The following is a 17642-nucleotide window of genomic DNA, read 5'->3' on the forward strand; positions in this document are numbered from 1 at the left end:
TAATAATTTAGTTTCGTCATGCTAAGACAAATCTGCTTCACATCCTTTGCTCTGTTTGCCGCTGTTAGCGTTCAAGCTTCTTTTACGATTAACAATATTGTTGGGTCCGGTTTTGGTAATTATCTACAGTCTGACGGTGCTACACTAGTTAATGCTGATTATCAGTTGCAGTATGGCGTGTTTGACATCGATTCATACAACGCGTTGCCTGATAACCTGAAGACTAATTTCTCTTCTGTCAGTAGCTTACTATCAACTGATGCGACCCAGACGAAGGATTTTGATGCATCAGGTGGTATTTTTACTACAGACCAGTTTGGGTCTCCGTTTGAGCCCATGGCTGGTGATCCCACGCCTACTACTGGCGATCAAATTTATATTCTTGTATACAATACATTGAATACTGACGAGTTTGGTCTATTTACTTCCACTGCTTGGCTTGTGCCTAACACTGATATCGGTGACGCCACACTTGCACCTACTGAGCTTCAATCCACTGGCACAGCATTAGTGGGTAGCATAAGCGGTGAAAATGGAATTCTCGCCAATACAGTTCCTGAGCCTTCCACTTATGCGCTTTTGGCTGGTGTGATGACACTGGGCTTGGTGGCTTATCGTCGTCGTCAGAAGGCGTAAGCTAAATCATTTTAAAAACGAAATCCCCCTGGCGTAAGTTAGGGGGATTTTTATTGTCCAACGACGGCGCCTGTTCTAGTTAGGTTATATTATTTCATTAGGGAACATTCCTGCCCGATCCACCTCTTACTTATCATGAAATTTACCGCCACCCCCCCCCTTCGCCGTGCGCAACAGAAAGCCGCAGGCTTCACGCTGCTGGAAATTATCATCGTGGTTGGCCTGATTGCCGCCCTTGCAGGCGCCTTGATCGTCGGCCTGCAGGGCACGGGTAACGCTGGCCAACGCGAGATCGAGCGCCAGTTTGTGACCACAGGAGTTAAGGCTCCGTTGATGGCATACCGCCTGAACATGGGCGATTATCCCAGTTCGGAGCAGGGGCTTGCTGCGCTCTTGACTGCGCCAGCCGGCGCGGGCAGCAAATGGTCAGGTCCTTATTTGGACAAGGAAGCGGTGGATTCCTGGGGGCAACCCTACAACTACCGTTACCCGGGAACGAACAACAAGAACGGTACGCCTGACATTTGGTCCAGTGGTCCGAATCGCCAAAACGAAGAGGGTGGCGGCGACGACGTGAACAACTGGGACAAGTAATTTCGGGGCCCGCGAGGCTATGGTCTGTCTTACACGCCAGGATATGCCCAGCCGTCGGCGTGGCTTCTCATTGCTCGAAATTGTTTTCGTTCTGGCCATGATTACGCTCATGGCAGGCATCGTTGCGTCGCTCAACATGGAGTCACTGATTTCTTCCAATGGCGCCAAACCAGCCTATGAGGTCTTTCGCGAGGCCTCGCATGAAGCGAGGTTGCAGGCGATCAACAGCGCCGCCACGGTCTATTTATCATTCGACGCCGAGGGGCAGCAGTTTTTGCTGCGGACGGATGCGGTCACCGCCGAGCCTGAGGAGGAGCGTTTCGGAACTCTGCCCAAGGTTGACCGCTATGGTTACCTGATTGACGAGGAGGAGGAAGCCGAGGTCGTGCCAGAAGGCGGTCGCACTGATTTCCCAGTGTATGAAGATGAGCTGGAAGTGGAATTCCGCGGCATCCGGGCCGAGAGCGATGGCTTGGGCATTCCTGAGGCTGAATATTCTGCCGAGCCACTGCATTACCTGGTGTTTCATCCCAGCGGGGTTTCGACGCCAGCTGTCGTCACGTTGCGTTATTCGGGAGGGGATGAACAGACCCTGAGTTTGGATCGATTCTCCAGCGGCCCGCAACTTTCTCGTGATGAAGGGGTTGGCTTTTAACAGATTTCCGGAAACAACCTCGAGCGCCTGTAGTCCTACGTGCGGGCTTTCTCCATGATATCCAGTCGCCAGCATCGTCGTAACGGCTTTACCTTAATCGAGGCATTGCTGGCCATTGGCTTGTTTACGCTTGCGTCCGCGATGCTGATTCAGGCTGCGTACAGCTCGATTTACGCTTACGAAGCGGTGCAAAACAATTCTGACAAAGAGCAGTACTACCGCTATGTGCTGAGGTCGATCATTGCGATTGAAGAGCAGGATACGATGGAGGATGGCGGGGATTGGAATTTGCCGGACGACACGTTGGCGAACTGGGAGGCGGAGATTGAGGACGCTGACATGATTGACCTGTTCCGGGTGAGTATCCAGATCACGCTTGAAGACGAGGACGAGCCGCGCTCCTTTGAGGTCTATTTGTATCGGCCAGACTGGAGCTCGGTCGATGGAGATCGCGAGGGGCTGCTCAATGATCGCCGGGAAAAACTGGAGGAGCGTCGTGATGGATTCTAGGCCAATGAAGACTCAACGGGGCTTTACGCTGTTGGAGCTCATTTTGGTCGTTGGGTTATCCGGCCTACTGCTTACTGCGGCCGCGAGTTTGGTTTTTGGCCTGATGACGTTGAAAACCAGCGCAGAAGCGGGGCCTCAGGAGGCAGAGCACATTGCGAACGTGCGTCGTTTCATGGAGTATATTTTTGCGGAGGCAGAGCCTATCCAAAATCTGGGTGATGAGGGTGGGACGGCGCCGGAAGAGGCCGTGTCGTGGCGTAATCTTCCTGGCAGCAGCGGGCTGAATGACAAAGTGCTTGCCTTCAGGCTTCCGGGCAAAATTCCGCTTTTTAGTGATAGCGAACTCTACGCGCCTGAGGTGGACTGCTACCTGAAGCTGGTCGAAGATGAGGGGCTCTACATTTACTGGCAATCGGATGCGATGGCCAATGAGAACACCGATGACGTGCGCCGCAGTCAGGTCTCCCCCCTCGTGTCCAAGTTGGAATACCTCTGGTACGACGACAATGACGAGACATGGGAAATTTCTGAGGAGCTTGAAGAAAACGACGAAGGCGGCGATGACGCCCCGCAATTCATTCGCCTGACCTTTGGCGAAGAACGGGATGATGCCAAAACGGCGCTGCTGCTGCTGCCCCCTAGTGATGAAGGGACTCCCAGGTTATGAAGCAACGTGCTGATACAGTGCTTGGCCAACGCCCTGCTTTCTTGCTCCTGATGGTGCTGGTTTTCCTGTTCATCGCGTCCATTGTCACGGTATCGCTGACCGAAAGCATGCTGCGCAACATTCGGTCGTCGGCTACCGCATCGGCGCGAGATGACCTGCGATTGGCGGCCTTTTCGGCCATGGAGATTTCCTTGGCGACGCTGTCCGAAATCAAGGAATTGGACGGCAAATTACACAGCCCCTCGCAGGGCTGGGGCAATCCGGTGGGCTATTCGCCGGTCGCTTGGCCCAACGGCGTCACCGTCAGCGTGACGATTACGGATGAGACGGGCAAGATCCCCCTCAACCCTCCCAATCGCGACCGTTTGGAGCAGTTGCTCGATCAACTCGGTGTCGATTTTACTCAGACGCAGGAGCTGATTGACGCCTATCTGGATTGGGTGGATGAGGACGATTTGGAACGACTCAATGGCGCTGAGGCCGATTATTATGAACGGCTGACGCCTGCTCGGACGCCTGCGAACCAACCCATCACATCGCACGACGCATTTCGCTACATCAAGGGCTTCGACGAGTTGTTTTTCTCCGAGAATGGAGCGCCCAACGCGCTGTTTAAGCGTTTTAAGGACGCGACGTCCTTCTATCATGAGTACGATGTGAACATCAACACCGCTACGGAATCTGTCTTGGGAATGCTTGAGGAAAACTCTGGTCTCGACCGGCATTCGTTGGAGGATTTGCAGTACGGGTTGGACCAACAAGCCGGCACCGAGGACGATGGCTGGTCGGCGAGTTCGGATGACATCACGATCAATTCCGATGCCTCCGTCGGCTACGAGGCTCATGTTTTCCGCATCACAGTGCGGGTAGAGCAGGGGGGGAAGGAATTTCAACTTTCAGCGCTGGTGGACGATGGCGGCAGCCAAGGCTCCGATAATTCCAGTGAAAACTCCACTAACACCAACCGAAACGACCGCAATATCAGCGCGCAGGACAGTGGGAACAACTCGCCGTCGATTAGCGTAAATTCGGACACCGTGGTGGAAGGTGATGAGTCTGAATCCGGCTCGTCCACCTCCAGTTCGGAGCCGCGAATCGTTTATACCAACGGAGACTGGCGTTTCCTGGAGCTTAATGAGAATCGCCCCGAAGACGGTTGATTTCTTGAATACATGTCTTGATACTTCGCAATTTTCGCAATGTTGAAACTCCCCGACAATTTAATCCGCGTAGCCGAAGCCCGCGCGCCCGAGGTGCTGCTGACTCCTGGCGGATATTTCTTTAGTCGGTTGGTTCCGCTTCCGGAGGAGTTGACGGCGGCTGAGTATCAGTCTTTGGCGGAGTTAACTCTGGAGGAGTGCGCGCCTTTCCCGCTGGAGCAATTGGCTTGGGGGTTCCTCGTTGATGAGGCCCGGCGCGAGTTGTGGCTTTATGCGGCCTGTCGGCCTCGCATCGGGCAAAGCGTGCTGGATGATTGGGATGACGCCGAGCATGTATTTCCGGCTTTTCTGCCTTTATTGCTAACCTTCCGTGAGCCGCCCAGGCATCTGGCCTGGCGCTCGGAGCAAGAAATTTTGCTTTTGGAGTTCGCGGAGGGAGGACGCTTCCCGACCCGTTTGCGGCATCGTCGCCTTCAGGAGCGCGACGAAGAAGATGAGTCGGCGGAGGATCACCGCGAGGCAGTCGCCGAGTTTTTACGCAGTCAGGGAGTGGACCCTGCCACGACGCCGGTTTATACGCTCCAGGAAACGCGCGTGAGCGCGGATCGGCAGGTCGCTTTTGTTATTTGCCGCGACGAAGCCGACGCTGAGTCCGAGCCAGTTGTGGAGTTGGCGGATGCCGAAGCAAGTTGGTGGGCGGATTTGCGTTCGCCGGAGTTTATTGCCTCCGAGCAGCGTTCGCGCCGCTGGCAGAACAACCTTTGGAGCGCATTGAAGTGGTCCGGCTGGGCGGCGATCTTTTTGATCTTTATGGTGCTGTTCAATATCGTGGGCAGTATGCTGGTGCAGCGTCGGCAGGATAAGATCGTGGCGCAGGATCCCGCCGTGATGGCGTATGAGCAAAATTCAAATTTCCTCGTCGACTTGCGTCGCTTTACGGAGCGCCCTTTGCAGCCATACGAGGTGCTGGGCATCACTAACCAGATCCGCCCAATGAAAAATATCTGGTATCGTGCGGCGGAAGTGGACAGCAAGGACGGCGTCACGATTCAGGGCTACGCGAATAGTGTCAACGAAGTGAATGACTTCTGGCGTTCGTTGGTTAACACCGGCCAATTCAAAATGCGGGAGACCGCCCGTTATAAGCGGCAAGGCAATGTCTACGAATTTACTTTGCGCATGGATTACACCGGCGCGCTGGCTGATCCGGGCCAACCGCTCGCGGCGCTGGAACCCACGCCCAACCAAGGAGGCGACGAATGAAGATGCGTCAACTTTTTCAGCGGATGACTTCCCGTGAAAAGACGCTGCTCGTGGCGTTCGTTTGGGTGATCTTGATCATTGTGTTTAGCTTCGCACTGCGTGACTTCCGCGTATTTGTCGATGGTTGGCAATCCACGGGCCGTGTCCTGAAAGACCAGAAAGCGCTGCTCGACCAGGCGCCGGAGACCAACGCCGCGCTCGACAAAGAATTGGAGTTCTACAACTCGGATCGCATTTTTGACCTGGCTTCCCTCACTGGTCGCGTTGACCAATTGGCCAAGCAGGCCGGGATTACCAACTTTACCTTCAACACCGGCAGCGAGGATCAGGACATCCATGTGGCGCACACCATGCGTTTGAATGTCCGTGATACGCCGATCGATAAACTGATGGCGTTGGATGAAGCGCTCAACCGTGAGTCGCCTTACATCAACAAAGTCAGCGTCAGTCTGAAGTCAGACCGAAATAATTCTGAACTCCTCGACGCCACCATTGTTCTTAACTCTTTCGAACTTAAACCGAGCGGGTTGACCGCCAACTAATAAACTATGTCCCTGAGCGCTATCGCAACCCCTTTAGTTCGCCTGTGGCTCGTTATCGCCGCAATGTGCGTTCTGAGCGCATCGCAGTTGCTTGCCCAACCAGAGCCCGATGATGAACCTGTGCCTGAGTTTGATCTTGAGATGGAGCCGCCTCAAGTCAGCGCGCCTGGTGGTCGTGGCGCTCCTGTAGTGAATCCGCGCACCTCGTCACGTGTCCCGTCGGCGCAGCGAAACAGCTTGCAGGCTGCTAATGCCCAGGCTTCGGGCAGCGAACCCACCACCGCACAGCCCGCGCAAGAAGTGGAGCTGATCATGGTCGATATGGAGCTGAACGACGTGCTGCTCAACTTGGAGCAATTGACGAAGAAGCCCATCATCCGCTCGCAATCGCTGCCCGCCGTGAAGATTAATTTCAATGGGCAAGGGCCGATGAGCAAGGACGAGGCGATCCTCGTCATTAAGAGTTTGCTCGCGCTCAATGGAGTCATCGTGACAGATCTGGGCCAGGGGCTGATCAAGGCCGTCCCGGCAGCAGGCGCTTCGGGCGCAACGGCGCAAGTCCCGGAATTTATCCACGGTTCAACGCTGGGATTGCCGCCGAGCCAAGCTTACTACACCAAGTTTTTTAAGTTCAACTACCTCGATGCGGAAAAGGAAGGCACGGTTGTCGTGCAGTCCCTGAGTTCTGGCGGCATTCAGCCGGTGGTTTTTCCGAAAAACAACGCCCTGCTCGTCACGGATATGCTCGTGAACTTGCAACGCATGGAGGAAGTGCTGGAGACGGCGGATATGCCCGACTATGACAATGAGCGCATCTTCTTCTTTAACCTGAAGCACATTAAGGCGCCCGATTTGGCACAGCGCCTCACCAAGCTGACGACGGGCACTTCCGGCATCGCACGCTACTTTAATAACAACACAACCTTCGAGGCGGACGAGCGCACGAACCAACTCATCGCGATCACCCACCCATCGAATAAGGTGATTCTGGAAAACCTGATTGCGGAGCTCGATAAGGACGTTGAGCCCATCACATCCAGCGAGGTGTTTTACATCAAGCATGCGCAGGCCACCGAGATCGATTCCTTGTTGGAAGAGGTGATCACCGGTCAGCAAAACGCGCGCAACAAATCTGAAAGCGCGGACAAGAACAAACAGCAGTCACCGGAGTCCAACACCGCAGTAGGGCCGGGGGGGCAGGATGCGCTTGCGGCTGACGCTGCCCCCATGCCTTCGCCGGACAGTGGTCTGGTGGTGGCCGAGTTGGGGAAGAATTTGCAGTTCTCGGATTTCGTTACGGTCGTTGCGGATGAACGCTCAAACTCGATTGTGGCCTATGGCACGAAGTCCGACCTCATTCAGATTGGCCGCCTGATCGAGCAGATCGACGTCTTGCTCGCCCAGGTCTACATCGAAGTGTTAATCGCAGAAGTGACCCTTACCGATAATTCAGCGAGTGGTTTTAGTGAGTTTAGCCTCGAAGGTTCAGCGGTGACTTCAAACCTGACCGCATCCACTGCTGTCAATCAGGGGCAGTTGTCCGCTGCGCCGTTTAGCATTGATGTGTCTTTGAATCCAGATACATTTGAGGCCGTTTTGCGAACCGCAGCGGAAAACACGAACATCCGCATTTTATCGGTGCCGAATATCGTCACCACGCACAACCAGGAGGCGAACGTCAACGTTTCGCAATCGCAGCCGATTATCACGAGTTCGGTCACGAACCTCACCTCGAATAACACGGATGGCACGACATCCAACGACGTCCAATACCGCGACATTGGTATTCAACTGACGGTTAAGCCGCTCATCGGCAGCAATGGCATCATCCAGATGGAGATTGAGCAGATCGTGGAAAATGTCGTGGACACGACGCCGATTAATGGCACGGATCAGCCGATCATCGGTAAGCGCGAAGCGACTTCATTTGTCAGCGTGTCGGATGGGCAGGTCATTGTGTTGGCGGGTTTGCAGTCCACGCAGTTTAACACCAGTGACGGCAAACTATGGATCATTGGCGACATCCCGATCATCGGAGATTTGCTCAACCCGGAATCGGAGACCAACGAACGTCGCGAGCTCATGATCTTTATCCGGCCAACGGTTTACTTTGGCCCGGAGGATGCGCATAAGCATGCGCAAAAGATAATCGGTCATTTGGATAACGGCAGTGACGTCAGCACCTTCTTGCAAACCGACGACATGACCCAAGTGACTAAGGTGCAACGCATCGACGCGCTGAAGCAATCGGAGGAGCTGGAAACTGAAACTGGAGAAGGACATCCGTTTAACGTCAATGCGCCGCTGTCGGATTCCGAACAGAAGAAGTCCGCCAAACGCTCCCCCTACTCAGGTAATTGATGGATGATGTGCCCAACAGTTGGCTCGAGCGGCTTGATGAAGAGCAGCAGGAGCATTTTGCCGAAGCTCCGCGCCAGGACCGCGTAAAATACCTGGCGGGGATTTGGCAGGAGCAGGAGGCCGATGTTTTCCAGCGTTTGGCCGCAGAAACGAAGACAATGGTCTTGGAGGTCATTCAGCAGTCGGAAGCGCCGGAAGACGCGTTGCCCTTACGCCTGATTCACGAGTACCAATGCCTGCCCGTTCAAGTGGAGGAGCATCCAGGCGAGTTGTGCTTGGTCACCGTCTGGCCACCCTCGCTTACGATGACGGATTGGGTCATTGCGGCCACAGGCCGTGAGCCACGCTGGTTCATCGGCGATCCATCGGATGTGGCCGAGCTCATTACCCAAGCCTATGGCGTGGGTTCCGGCAGCCTCGACGAGCAGGACATGGAAGGCTTTGCCGACTCCGAGCAGAACGAGGAGGAAGAAGATGAAGACGCCGCGCTCATCCGTTTCGTTAATGAAGTTATCGCCAAGGCGATTGCTGACCGCGCGACAGACATCCATTTCGAGCCGCAGAAGGAAACGCTCAACATCCGCTACCGCATCGACGGCGTGCTCGTGCCCGTACGTGTGCCGGAGAATTTAAAGACGTTTCAGCGCGCCATCATTTCGCGCCTGAAGATCATGGCGAAGTTGAACATTTCCGAGCGTCGTCGCCCACAGGACGGCCGCATCGGGTTTAACTATGGCAACGAAGAGCTGGACATTCGCATCTCCTCGCTGCCCACGATGTATGGCGAAAGCATCAGCTTGCGTTTGTTATCGGACAAGACGCAGCCAGTCACCATCGAAGACCTTGGCTTCATGCCAGCTGACGTCAAAATGCTGGACACCATTCTCCAGCGACCACACGGAATCATCCTCGCCACAGGACCAACCGGCGCCGGTAAGTCGACGACGCTTAGCTCGTTCATCCGCCGCATCCGGGATCCGCGCCGTCGCATTGTGACGATTGAAGATCCGGTCGAATATGAGATCGACGGCGTCAACCAAACGCAGGTGCAAAGCGAGATCGGCTTAACCTTTGCCAACAGCTTGCGTTCGGTGCTGCGTCAAGACCCGGACGTCATCATGGTGGGGGAAATTCGTGACGGTGAAACGGCGGACATCGCGATCCGCGCATCGCTCACTGGTCACTTGGTGCTTTCCTCTCTGCACACGAATGATGCGCCGGGCGCCATTACGCGTCTGATCGACATGGACATTGAACCGTTCCTCATCGCGTCGTCGGTGGAAATGGTCATTGCCCAGCGCTTAGTGCGACGTCTTTGTTCGCATTGTGCGGCGCCCGCCGACGTGCCGCTGCAGGAGCTGAGCTCCTGCCTCATGGCGATGCACATCCCGGCCTCCGAAGTAACCGAAGGCCATTTGGTGAAAAAACCGGTGGGCTGCGAGCGTTGTCGTGGTCTGGGCTTCCGCGGACGTGTTGGCTTATTTGAAATTCTCCGCATCAACGACGCGATCCATGAGCTGATCATTCGCCGCGCTTCCGCTTGGGAAATCCGCAAGCTGGCGGAGTCTCAGGGCATGGCGACGTTGCAGGTGAGTGGTTGGAATCAGGTCAAGCGCGGCATCACCTCGCTACCCGAAGTCTTGCGCTACGCTGATGTGATCAGCGAAGAAGAAGAGAAGGCCAGTGCGGAACAACCGGGAAACAGCCCCTCTTAACTTGAGACTGCACCATGCCGAGCTTCAGCTATAAAGGGATCGATTCTGGCGGCGCCACCGTGAATGGAGTCGTGGAGGCTGTTGACCGTAAGCAGGCCTTGCGCAAGATCCGCGCCGGCAAAGTGCGCCCCATCGATGTTAAGATGGGGAAAGGCAAAGCAGGCGCCTTGAAGGCGAAACCCGTCAAAGGAAACGCCGAGGAAACGGAAAGTTTCACCGCTAGCAGCAGTGATAAAAAATCGCGGCGCCTTTTTGCGCGCAACCGTCCAAGCCGCAAGCAGGCATTACCGTTTTTCCGTAAGCTTTACCAACTGCATAAAAGCGGGATGCCGATTGGCGACGCCATGCAGATCATGAGTCAGCGTATGGGGGATCCCGCGCTGAAAGATTTATCCAACGCCGTTTACCGTGACTTGAGCGAGGGCCGAACGCTGGCCAGTTCCATGCGGGCCATGCCTGAGTATTTCGAGCCAACGATGGCGTACTTGATCGAGGCCGGTGAAGCGACTGGTAATGTGCAGCCTATTCTTGAGAACATCATCGATCACTTGCAGCGTAAGGCGGCCTTGCAAAAAGAAGTGCAAGCCGCAATGGCCTACCCGGTTATGATTTGCCTAGTGGCGTTAGGCGTTGTCGCACTCTTTCTCTTCTACTTGTTGCCGCGCATTCAGAACATGCTGGATTCGATGGGTGGCGAGTTAAACCTCGCAGCGCGCATCATGATTGGCGGGGCAGACTTTGCCCTTGTGCAGGGGCCGTTCATTGCCGTGGCGTTGTTTGTTGTGGCGTTGTCAATCGTGTCCTGGCGCAAGACGGAGAAAGGACGTTTCGCAACGGACGCCTGGGCGCTGAAGTTACCGATCATCTCTGGCCTTTACTACAATGCCGATATTTGCCGTGTTTCGAATATCCTGTATGTGTTGCTTTCCAATGGCGTGAACACCACCGAGAGCTTGCGTTTGGCGGAGAATACTTTGCAGAACAAAGTATTGGTCGGAAAATACGTGGCCGCGCGAACGATGGTGAATGACGGTGCTCCGTTCTCTGCGGCATTCAAGCGCTACGGGTTGTTGCCCGACCTTGATCAGGACATCTTGAGCATCGGTGAGAATACTGGAAGCCTCGCGCCGAGCTTTAATGAAATTTACAACACTCACTCTGAAGAGCTGTCGAATCGACTAAGCGTGCTGACCAAGCTGATCGCTGGGCTTGCGCTGGGCTTTGCCTTCACTTTGGTCTTTGTGCTGACGCTGGCGATCGTCATGAGTATTTTGAACATGACGCAAAGCATTATGGCTCGTTAAGCTTTGCTTGGCAAAGTAACTTTGCAAAACAAAGTATGTCTGTCGAAAAAATCAGTGTAGAGCAAATGGATGAGATCCGTCGGTTGCTCTGTGCTCTGCAGGATGACTTGCTGGCCGTCGTGCTGCGTGAGCGCGCGGCTTCCACGGAAGCCATGCATGGGATCTCGGAGGTTACCCCTGCCGATACGATCTACCGAATCGACAAGATCAGCGAACACGCGATTTTAGAATGGTTTGAGCAGCATTGGCCCACGGACTGGCCGGTGGAAATTGTGATGGAGGGGCTCGAAGAGCGTGGACCATTCACCTTTCCCCAAGTTGATGTGTCGGCGACGATGTTTAAGTGTATCCTCGATCCCATCGACGGCACACGAGGCATCATGTACGACAAGCGCTCGGCATGGACGCTTGCGGGTGTGGCTCCGCAATTGGGTGATGCGAACCAGTTGAGCGATATCTTTGTCGCCGCGATGACTGAGCTGCCCACCACCAAGCAGTGGCGTGCGGATCAGCTGAGCGTTGTGCTCGGCCAGCCCCTATACGCCAGCTCGATCAACGTGCTGACGGGTGAGCGTGCGCCTTTGCTGGTAAAGCCATCTGGAGCGAAAGGCCTGGAGCATGGTTTTTCGACCCTGTGTCGATTCTTGCCGGCGGGGCTGGAGCTGCATTCAACAATTGAAGCTGAGTTATGGCGCCGCATTGCGCCGGGGCGGGAAGCAACGCTCGCGATTTTCTCGGATCAATACATCAGTACGGGAGGGCAACTTTACGAGCTGATGATGGGGCGCGACCGGTTTATTGCGGATTTGCGACCATGGGTGTTTCATGAGCTTGGGCTTGAGACCAGCCTGACGTGCCACCCCTATGACATCGGCATTTGGCCGGTCGCCCAAGCGGCAGGCGTTGTGCTGGAAGATCCGATTTCGGGCGGAGGCGTGTGTGGACCGATGGACACAACGAGTCCGATTGGCTGGGCAGCGTATGGGAATGCGGTTTTGCGTGACTTAATTGCGCCGCACTTGCGTGAACTGATTCAAGAATTCTGTCCACGCGCTTGTTAACCGCGCATGCTCGCTTGCGTTTCAAAGGCGTTGATCAATGATTAGTCGGCATGCTGACACTCGAGCAATGGCGTGAAAACATACGAGCGAATCCGCAGCAAGTAGCGGACGAATTCCTTGCTGGAGTTGCCGCGTTGCCGCAAGCGGAGCGGCAGGCAGTTTTTTATTGGACGCCTGATCGCATTACGTTGGGCGAGGCCATGGCAAAAGGGGCGGCAACTGAATTACCCTTGGCTGGATTACCATTCGGCGCGAAGGATTTGTTTGATGTTGCGGGGCTTCCGACGACGGCTGGGTCTGATTTTCTGGCCGAAGTGCGTTCTAATATTGTGCAGACTTCGCCGGTGGTGGAGAAGTTGCAAGCTCATGGCGCGGCTCTTGCCGCGAAGGTGGCGACGGTGGAGTTCGCCTATGGGATGTCGGGTGAAAATGCTTGGTATGGCGATGTGCCGCACCCAACGCTAGCCGGATCATTGGCAGGTGGATCGAGCAATGGTTCCGCATATGTGGTCAGACGCGGTTTGTTGCCCTTCAGCATTGGCACCGACACGAGTGGCTCAACGCGTGTTCCGGCGGCCTTTTGCGGTTTATATTCCTGGCGCGATACGCCGGCCATGTTCGGCGAAGGAGGCGTGTTTCCATTAGCCCAAAGCTTTGATACGCCGGGCTGGTTCGCGGCCGATGCCGCTAGTTTGCAAACGCTCAACGATGTGATGCTGCCGAAGGGGGAATTCGCTGCTTCGTTGCGTATCCTGGATTTGTCTGACTACGCTGAGGGGCTGGACCCGCATTTGAGAATGGCGGGGGATGCCCTGTTGAGCAGACTTTGCGCGACAAAGTCGTTGGCTGCCATGTCGCTGGTGCGTACGGCCTTTCAAGAGTGCTTTGACGCCTACAACATTTTGGGGAGCACGGAGGCTTACTCCTTGCATGCACCTTGGCTGGACGCCTATGAAGAGCGCTATGATCCGGTGATCTGGGGGCGCATTAATCGTGGCCGTCATTGGACACAGGAGCAGTTTGATTGGGCAGTGCGCAAAGAGGCGGCCGTGGAGGGGATGTGGAACGAACTTTTCGCCGACTACGATGTAATCGCCTTGCCGGTCACGCCGATTGCATCACCTACCAAGGCAGATATGACGGAGGAATTTCGCGTGCAATTACTCAGCCTGAACACGCCTGCCAGCCTGGGGCGTTGTCCGGCTTTGACGGTTCCCTTGTTCCTGGAGGATGGACGCAGTGGCGGCTTGCAATTTGTGTTTAGGCACAGCCGCAAGGAAATGGCGAGTGCGATACTCGCGCAATTGTGATTGAGGGGGCCTGGGCGTAATTTTCTTGGATATGTTAATTCTAAAGTAATTATTTCCCGGGTGGTGGATGTCTAATGGCACAACGGAAATGGGGTATAATGCTTGACATATGAGCTGAACACCCCTACGGTGTTGGGGTGTTTCCTGCTAGAAGCCAACTTAGGGCGAGTTTTCACACTTCGGCTCATAAGCGAACTGGGTGTGCAACAGTGCCTCGTAAATCTGTCGGTATGACCTTGGTCGAGGTGCTGGTAGCCTCAGTGCTATTCGGCATTTTGGCTCTGGTCACAACGAATTCCGTGCTCATGTCCCGTCGGATGGCCGAGGGTAACATCTACATGGTGACTGCGCATGATATTGCTCAGGGTTATGCCGAGCAGATCATGACCCTGGATTATGATGAAGACATCAAGCCCAGTGTGAAAAACAACAGTGTGCCGCTGACGTTGAAAGCCGTTACGCCGTCGCTGGAGAATAACTCGAATACTGTGGACGATGAGTTATATTTTGGGGCAACCAATGTGGTGGAGAAGTCAATCGTCATTGATCTGCGTGGCGATGGAGAGGAAATACAGCAAGTTACGATGCCGATGCGTATTCAGTTGTCGGCCAATGATCTGAACTCAGGCAGTAAGCCTTACCAAGCGTATGAAATACGCATCGACTACGAGTACCAGGCGCCCTCGGGGCAGGGCAAGCGCTGGAAATCGGGCAGCGTATGTTTTGTTAAATCGGTAATTCCTATCTATTAGTCATGCACTTAGCGAATCATCACCAACCTCGTCGCCGCGGTCTGACATTGGTCGAACTCTTGATGGCGACAAGCGTGCTCGGTCTCCTGATGACGGGAGTTAGCACGTTTTTTATTCAGAATTTTCGTGCGAGTTTTATCACCCAGCAGAAGCTGGAAATTAATCGGGACTTTCGCTCCGTGACCAGTGAGATGTCCAGCGAGGCGCGGCAGGCCAACAGCTTTGTACTTTATAAGAGCTTTTTTCCGCTGCCTAAAGATTTCTCGCCTAGTGGTGATTTTCGCTCCCCCCCCAACGGCGTAGAAGCCACTGATTACCGGCAGTATGCGGATCATGAGGGGGATTTTGTCGTCTTCATTTACTACGGAGAAGATGATAACTACTACGACGACACGCCTGCGCCGATTACGCGAATTATTGGTTATTTTCGTGATGACCGGGAAGTGGTCGGCGCTGAAGCGCCAGTGCTCAAATTTGATTTGGACATACCTAAAGAGTCACAGACGAAATCCATTGAGACGTTGATACCCTCCGTAGAGGAAGCGAAAGAATTTACGCAGGTCATCAGCATGGTCAATGGTTTGGCGAATGGGTTCCTCTTCTATAATATCCACGGCAAGAGCGTGCTCGTGAACGGTAAAATTATTCATGGCAATGACGCCAAGGAAGTCACCGGCACTTATAACTTTACGATATCTCCACGGGGATAGCATTTAACCAAAATAATCATTTACCTGAACCTGATTTGAGTATGAAACCACACCTCTCAACTTCGGCGCATGGCGGTTCCGCCTTGGCGGTGGTACTGGTGCTGACTACGGTGTTGGGCATTATTGTCGCCAGTCTCATGACTGGCACCGTATCCGAAATGAAGCTGAATGATCGCCATGTTGTTCGGCTGAAAGCCCAAAATGCTGCCGAGGCGTCCTTGGAGTATGGCGCTGCCGACTTGGCGTCGCGATTTGTCCGATCGTCATCTTTTGACACCTATGTGTTGAAGCCGGAAAATAACCCTCTTTCGATTCCGGATAGTGCGAAAACTTTTTATGAAAAGAATGAAGTCGATGGCTCATCACTAAGCGTGCAGGGGGGCGTCATTCCGCCCGGTGAGTGGAAGTTTATCGATCCGGACGATCCTTCAAATGAACTCGATGAAATGCGGGGCAAGCGTATCTTCGTGCGCGGCATTCAGATATATGGCATGGGCAGCGCTATGACTGCGATGGGAGATAAAATCACCTCCTATGCACGTGAGGTATTTGAAATCCGTGACGCGCCGCTGTTCTCCAATGCGATTTTTTACAACTCCGATATGCGGGCGCAGCCTGGTTATGACCTGGATATTTACGGCCCGGTTCATGCCAATGGCAACATGGAGTTGGGGCCGAATAAAGGCTATACGCTGACGATTTATGGCAAGGTAACCGCCACTGGCGATATCACCGAAATTGAAGGCACTGGCACGACCAAACTCCCGAAGTCCTCCAGTCAGCAAACCGCAATGAGTGGTTTTGATTCCTTAAGCAACGACTGGCTTTCCGAGGCGCCGCAGCGCTGGAAGGGTTGGGTCGCAGATGGAAGCCTCGGCGTGAAACCTCAAAATATTGTGGCGTTCGATGACTCCGTTCAGGATGACCAGTCGACTCCGGGAATCGAACGTGAGAACAATGGCTATGCGCTGATCGAGCCACTCTTGCCCAATGGCCATGCTGATCGTAAAAACGATGATTTGCGCGCCCAGAAAATGGCCTACAAGGCTGGTCTGATTATCAAAGTGGAGCATAACTTGGCGCAAAGTGATCCCAACCAACAGGACTATTATAAGTTATCCGGCTATCGCTATGAACGTTCCAATTCCAGTGATTCGCTCAGTGCGCCAAAGGTGGATGAGAACAATAACCCCGTCTTGGTCGCGGTCGACCTGCCGCCGGATATCATCGGTGACGCCAATTCAAGCATGAACGCCATTGATGCGCCACATCCAGAATTTTTTAATGACGGCGCAGTGACGCATACGGTCACGGAAACGGTTCAGGTTCTGGACCACTATGAGACCACGTACGAAGAGAAGTGGGTGAAGAAGAAGGGCAAATGGAAACTTAAGACCGTAGAAGTGCAAACCCCTGTCTATCGCTACGAGGAGCAGACCACGACTTACACGACAGCTGGAGATGGCGTATCTGGCGGTATGTATGATCATCGTGAGAACAAAGAGATCGATGTGGTCTATTTGGATGTCGGTAAGCTGGCGGAATACATTGATGGCAAGGACAACTCCAGCACCGGCTTTGACGGCACTTACGATGTGGATAAGCATTGGAATGGCGTCGTCTATGTTGAGTTCCCGACCAGCACAACTGACAGTGATGGAGATGGCGTATTCGACTACGGGTCATCGACAGGGAAGAACTCTTATAATATCGTTCCACAGGCCATGGATGACATGGCGTTGATGCTGATCGACGCCAAAGAAATACCCGAGCCCAGTGGACAGACCGATCCCGGTTTTACCATTTCCACCAACGCGCCACTTTACACGGTGGGTTCATTTAACGCGGACGGAAGTAAACAAAGCGATGCTCCCACCAAGCCGGACAATAGTTCGGAGCTTCCGGCTGCAATTATGGCGGACAGCATCACAGTGCTTTCCGATAATTGGCCCAACAACCGCAAACACAGTGACGTGGATGGCCGTAATAATATTCAAAGCAAACGTCCGGCAGTTAGCCATATGGAGATTGCGGCGGCCATGGTTTGCGGAACTCCTCCAGACCTGAAAGGGCCCTATTACGGCGACCGTGATCCCAATCGTCCGCAAAGCCTCGGGGTCATCAATCTTCCACGTTTTCTGGAATACTGGGGTTCTGGTCGGACGCTGACTATTCGCGGCTCACTGGTTTCGCTGTTCGAAAGCGAGGTGCGTCCAGAAGGCGCGCCTAATAACTTCAATGACTATTACGTCCCGCCGAATCGAAATTGGGGCTTCAATTCGCTCTTTGCCCAAGGCAGTTATCCGCCCGGAACGCCTCTGGTGCGCACTTACCGTCGCGTCTCCTTTGAATACATCAATTCGAGTGAATACGACGACGGCCTAGCCGGTCTTTATAAATAA

At 54.2% G+C, this 17642-nt stretch carries 16 protein-coding genes; all 16 read left to right on the forward strand.

What is annotated here, in order from left to right; genetic code table 11:
• The first annotated feature begins 18 nt into the window (after positions 1-18).
• The gene (locus RBB63_RS14355; RefSeq protein WP_309385462.1) at positions 19-636 is read left to right on the forward strand and encodes a PEP-CTERM sorting domain-containing protein; all 618 of its coding nucleotides are present in this window, start codon (positions 19-21) and stop codon (positions 634-636) included.
• A gap of 135 nt (positions 637-771) precedes the next feature.
• Entirely contained in the window at positions 772-1230 is a 459-nt protein-coding gene (gspG, locus tag RBB63_RS14360; protein ID WP_309385464.1) for a type II secretion system major pseudopilin GspG, read from the forward strand.
• A 43-nt stretch (positions 1231-1273) separates the two neighbouring features.
• Positions 1274-1885 carry a pilus assembly FimT family protein gene (locus tag RBB63_RS14365; RefSeq protein WP_309385466.1) on the forward strand — a complete coding sequence of 204 codons (612 nt, stop codon included), beginning with the start codon at positions 1274-1276 and terminating at the stop codon, positions 1883-1885.
• 54 nt (positions 1886-1939) lie between these two features.
• Complete coding sequence (locus tag RBB63_RS14370; RefSeq protein WP_309385468.1) at positions 1940-2395, forward strand: type II secretion system protein; 456 nt, start codon at positions 1940-1942, stop codon at positions 2393-2395.
• Between the two features lie 4 nt (positions 2396-2399).
• A complete protein-coding gene (locus RBB63_RS14375) occupies positions 2400-3062 on the forward strand; it encodes a prepilin-type N-terminal cleavage/methylation domain-containing protein (RefSeq protein ID WP_309385470.1) in 663 nt (220 codons plus the stop codon).
• A complete protein-coding gene (locus tag RBB63_RS14380; RefSeq protein ID WP_309385473.1) occupies positions 3059-4222 on the forward strand; it encodes a type II secretion system minor pseudopilin in 1164 nt (387 codons plus the stop codon). Before RBB63_RS14375 ends, RBB63_RS14380 begins: the two co-directional genes overlap by 4 nt.
• A 39-nt stretch (positions 4223-4261) precedes the next feature.
• Complete coding sequence (locus tag RBB63_RS14385; RefSeq protein WP_309385475.1) at positions 4262-5485, forward strand: PilN domain-containing protein; 1224 nt, start codon at positions 4262-4264, stop codon at positions 5483-5485.
• Positions 5482-6027, forward strand: a complete 546-nt coding sequence (locus tag RBB63_RS14390) for a hypothetical protein (RefSeq protein ID WP_309385477.1) — start codon at positions 5482-5484, stop codon at positions 6025-6027. The genes RBB63_RS14385 and RBB63_RS14390 overlap by 4 nt, the downstream gene beginning before the upstream one ends.
• Before the next feature lie 6 nt (positions 6028-6033).
• Complete coding sequence (locus tag RBB63_RS14395) at positions 6034-8388, forward strand: secretin N-terminal domain-containing protein (RefSeq protein WP_309385479.1); 2355 nt, start codon at positions 6034-6036, stop codon at positions 8386-8388.
• Positions 8388-10103 carry a GspE/PulE family protein gene (locus tag RBB63_RS14400; RefSeq protein ID WP_309385481.1) on the forward strand — a complete coding sequence of 572 codons (1716 nt, stop codon included), beginning with the start codon at positions 8388-8390 and terminating at the stop codon, positions 10101-10103. The genes RBB63_RS14395 and RBB63_RS14400 overlap by 1 nt, the downstream gene beginning before the upstream one ends.
• 14 nt (positions 10104-10117) lie before the next feature.
• A complete protein-coding gene (locus tag RBB63_RS14405) occupies positions 10118-11407 on the forward strand; it encodes a type II secretion system F family protein (protein WP_309385483.1) in 1290 nt (429 codons plus the stop codon).
• A 35-nt stretch (positions 11408-11442) separates the two neighbouring features.
• Complete coding sequence (locus RBB63_RS14410) at positions 11443-12468, forward strand: FIG domain-containing protein (RefSeq protein ID WP_309385485.1); 1026 nt, start codon at positions 11443-11445, stop codon at positions 12466-12468.
• Positions 12469-12518: 50 nt separating this feature from the next.
• On the forward strand, positions 12519-13778 hold the full coding sequence (locus RBB63_RS14415) for an amidase (RefSeq protein WP_309385487.1): 1260 nt from the start codon (positions 12519-12521) through the stop codon (positions 13776-13778).
• A gap of 209 nt (positions 13779-13987) precedes the next feature.
• A complete protein-coding gene (locus tag RBB63_RS14420; RefSeq protein ID WP_309385489.1) occupies positions 13988-14530 on the forward strand; it encodes a type IV pilus modification PilV family protein in 543 nt (180 codons plus the stop codon).
• A gap of 2 nt (positions 14531-14532) precedes the next feature.
• Complete coding sequence (locus RBB63_RS14425; RefSeq protein WP_309385491.1) at positions 14533-15240, forward strand: PilW family protein; 708 nt, start codon at positions 14533-14535, stop codon at positions 15238-15240.
• A 41-nt stretch (positions 15241-15281) separates the two neighbouring features.
• Positions 15282-17642, forward strand: a complete 2361-nt coding sequence (locus RBB63_RS14430) for a pilus assembly PilX N-terminal domain-containing protein (RefSeq protein ID WP_309385493.1) — start codon at positions 15282-15284, stop codon at positions 17640-17642.

Source organism: Cerasicoccus frondis (assembly GCA_031296915.1).
In the GTDB taxonomy this organism is placed as follows: domain Bacteria; phylum Verrucomicrobiota; class Verrucomicrobiia; order Opitutales; family Cerasicoccaceae; genus Cerasicoccus; species Cerasicoccus frondis.

Excerpts from the sequence above, each read along its gene's own strand:
- RBB63_RS14410 (WP_309385485.1), top strand. The coding sequence starts at position 11,443 with ATGTCTGTCGAAAAAATCAGTGTAGAGCAAATGGATGAGATCCGTCGG.
- RBB63_RS14415 (WP_309385487.1), top strand. The coding sequence starts at position 12,519 with ATGCTGACACTCGAGCAATGGCGTGAAAACATACGAGCGAATCCGCAG.
- RBB63_RS14365 (WP_309385466.1), top strand. The coding sequence starts at position 1,274 with ATGCCCAGCCGTCGGCGTGGCTTCTCATTGCTCGAAATTGTTTTCGTT.
- RBB63_RS14430 (WP_309385493.1), top strand. The coding sequence starts at position 15,282 with ATGAAACCACACCTCTCAACTTCGGCGCATGGCGGTTCCGCCTTGGCG.
- gspG (WP_309385464.1), top strand. The coding sequence starts at position 772 with ATGAAATTTACCGCCACCCCCCCCCTTCGCCGTGCGCAACAGAAAGCC.
- RBB63_RS14380 (WP_309385473.1), top strand. The coding sequence starts at position 3,059 with ATGAAGCAACGTGCTGATACAGTGCTTGGCCAACGCCCTGCTTTCTTG.
- RBB63_RS14355 (WP_309385462.1), top strand. The coding sequence starts at position 19 with ATGCTAAGACAAATCTGCTTCACATCCTTTGCTCTGTTTGCCGCTGTT.
- RBB63_RS14370 (WP_309385468.1), top strand. The coding sequence starts at position 1,940 with ATGATATCCAGTCGCCAGCATCGTCGTAACGGCTTTACCTTAATCGAG.
- RBB63_RS14390 (WP_309385477.1), top strand. The coding sequence starts at position 5,482 with ATGAAGATGCGTCAACTTTTTCAGCGGATGACTTCCCGTGAAAAGACG.
- RBB63_RS14395 (WP_309385479.1), top strand. The coding sequence starts at position 6,034 with ATGTCCCTGAGCGCTATCGCAACCCCTTTAGTTCGCCTGTGGCTCGTT.
- RBB63_RS14400 (WP_309385481.1), top strand. The coding sequence starts at position 8,388 with ATGGATGATGTGCCCAACAGTTGGCTCGAGCGGCTTGATGAAGAGCAG.
- RBB63_RS14385 (WP_309385475.1), top strand. The coding sequence starts at position 4,262 with ATGTTGAAACTCCCCGACAATTTAATCCGCGTAGCCGAAGCCCGCGCG.
- RBB63_RS14405 (WP_309385483.1), top strand. The coding sequence starts at position 10,118 with ATGCCGAGCTTCAGCTATAAAGGGATCGATTCTGGCGGCGCCACCGTG.
- RBB63_RS14375 (WP_309385470.1), top strand. The coding sequence starts at position 2,400 with ATGAAGACTCAACGGGGCTTTACGCTGTTGGAGCTCATTTTGGTCGTT.
- RBB63_RS14425 (WP_309385491.1), top strand. The coding sequence starts at position 14,533 with ATGCACTTAGCGAATCATCACCAACCTCGTCGCCGCGGTCTGACATTG.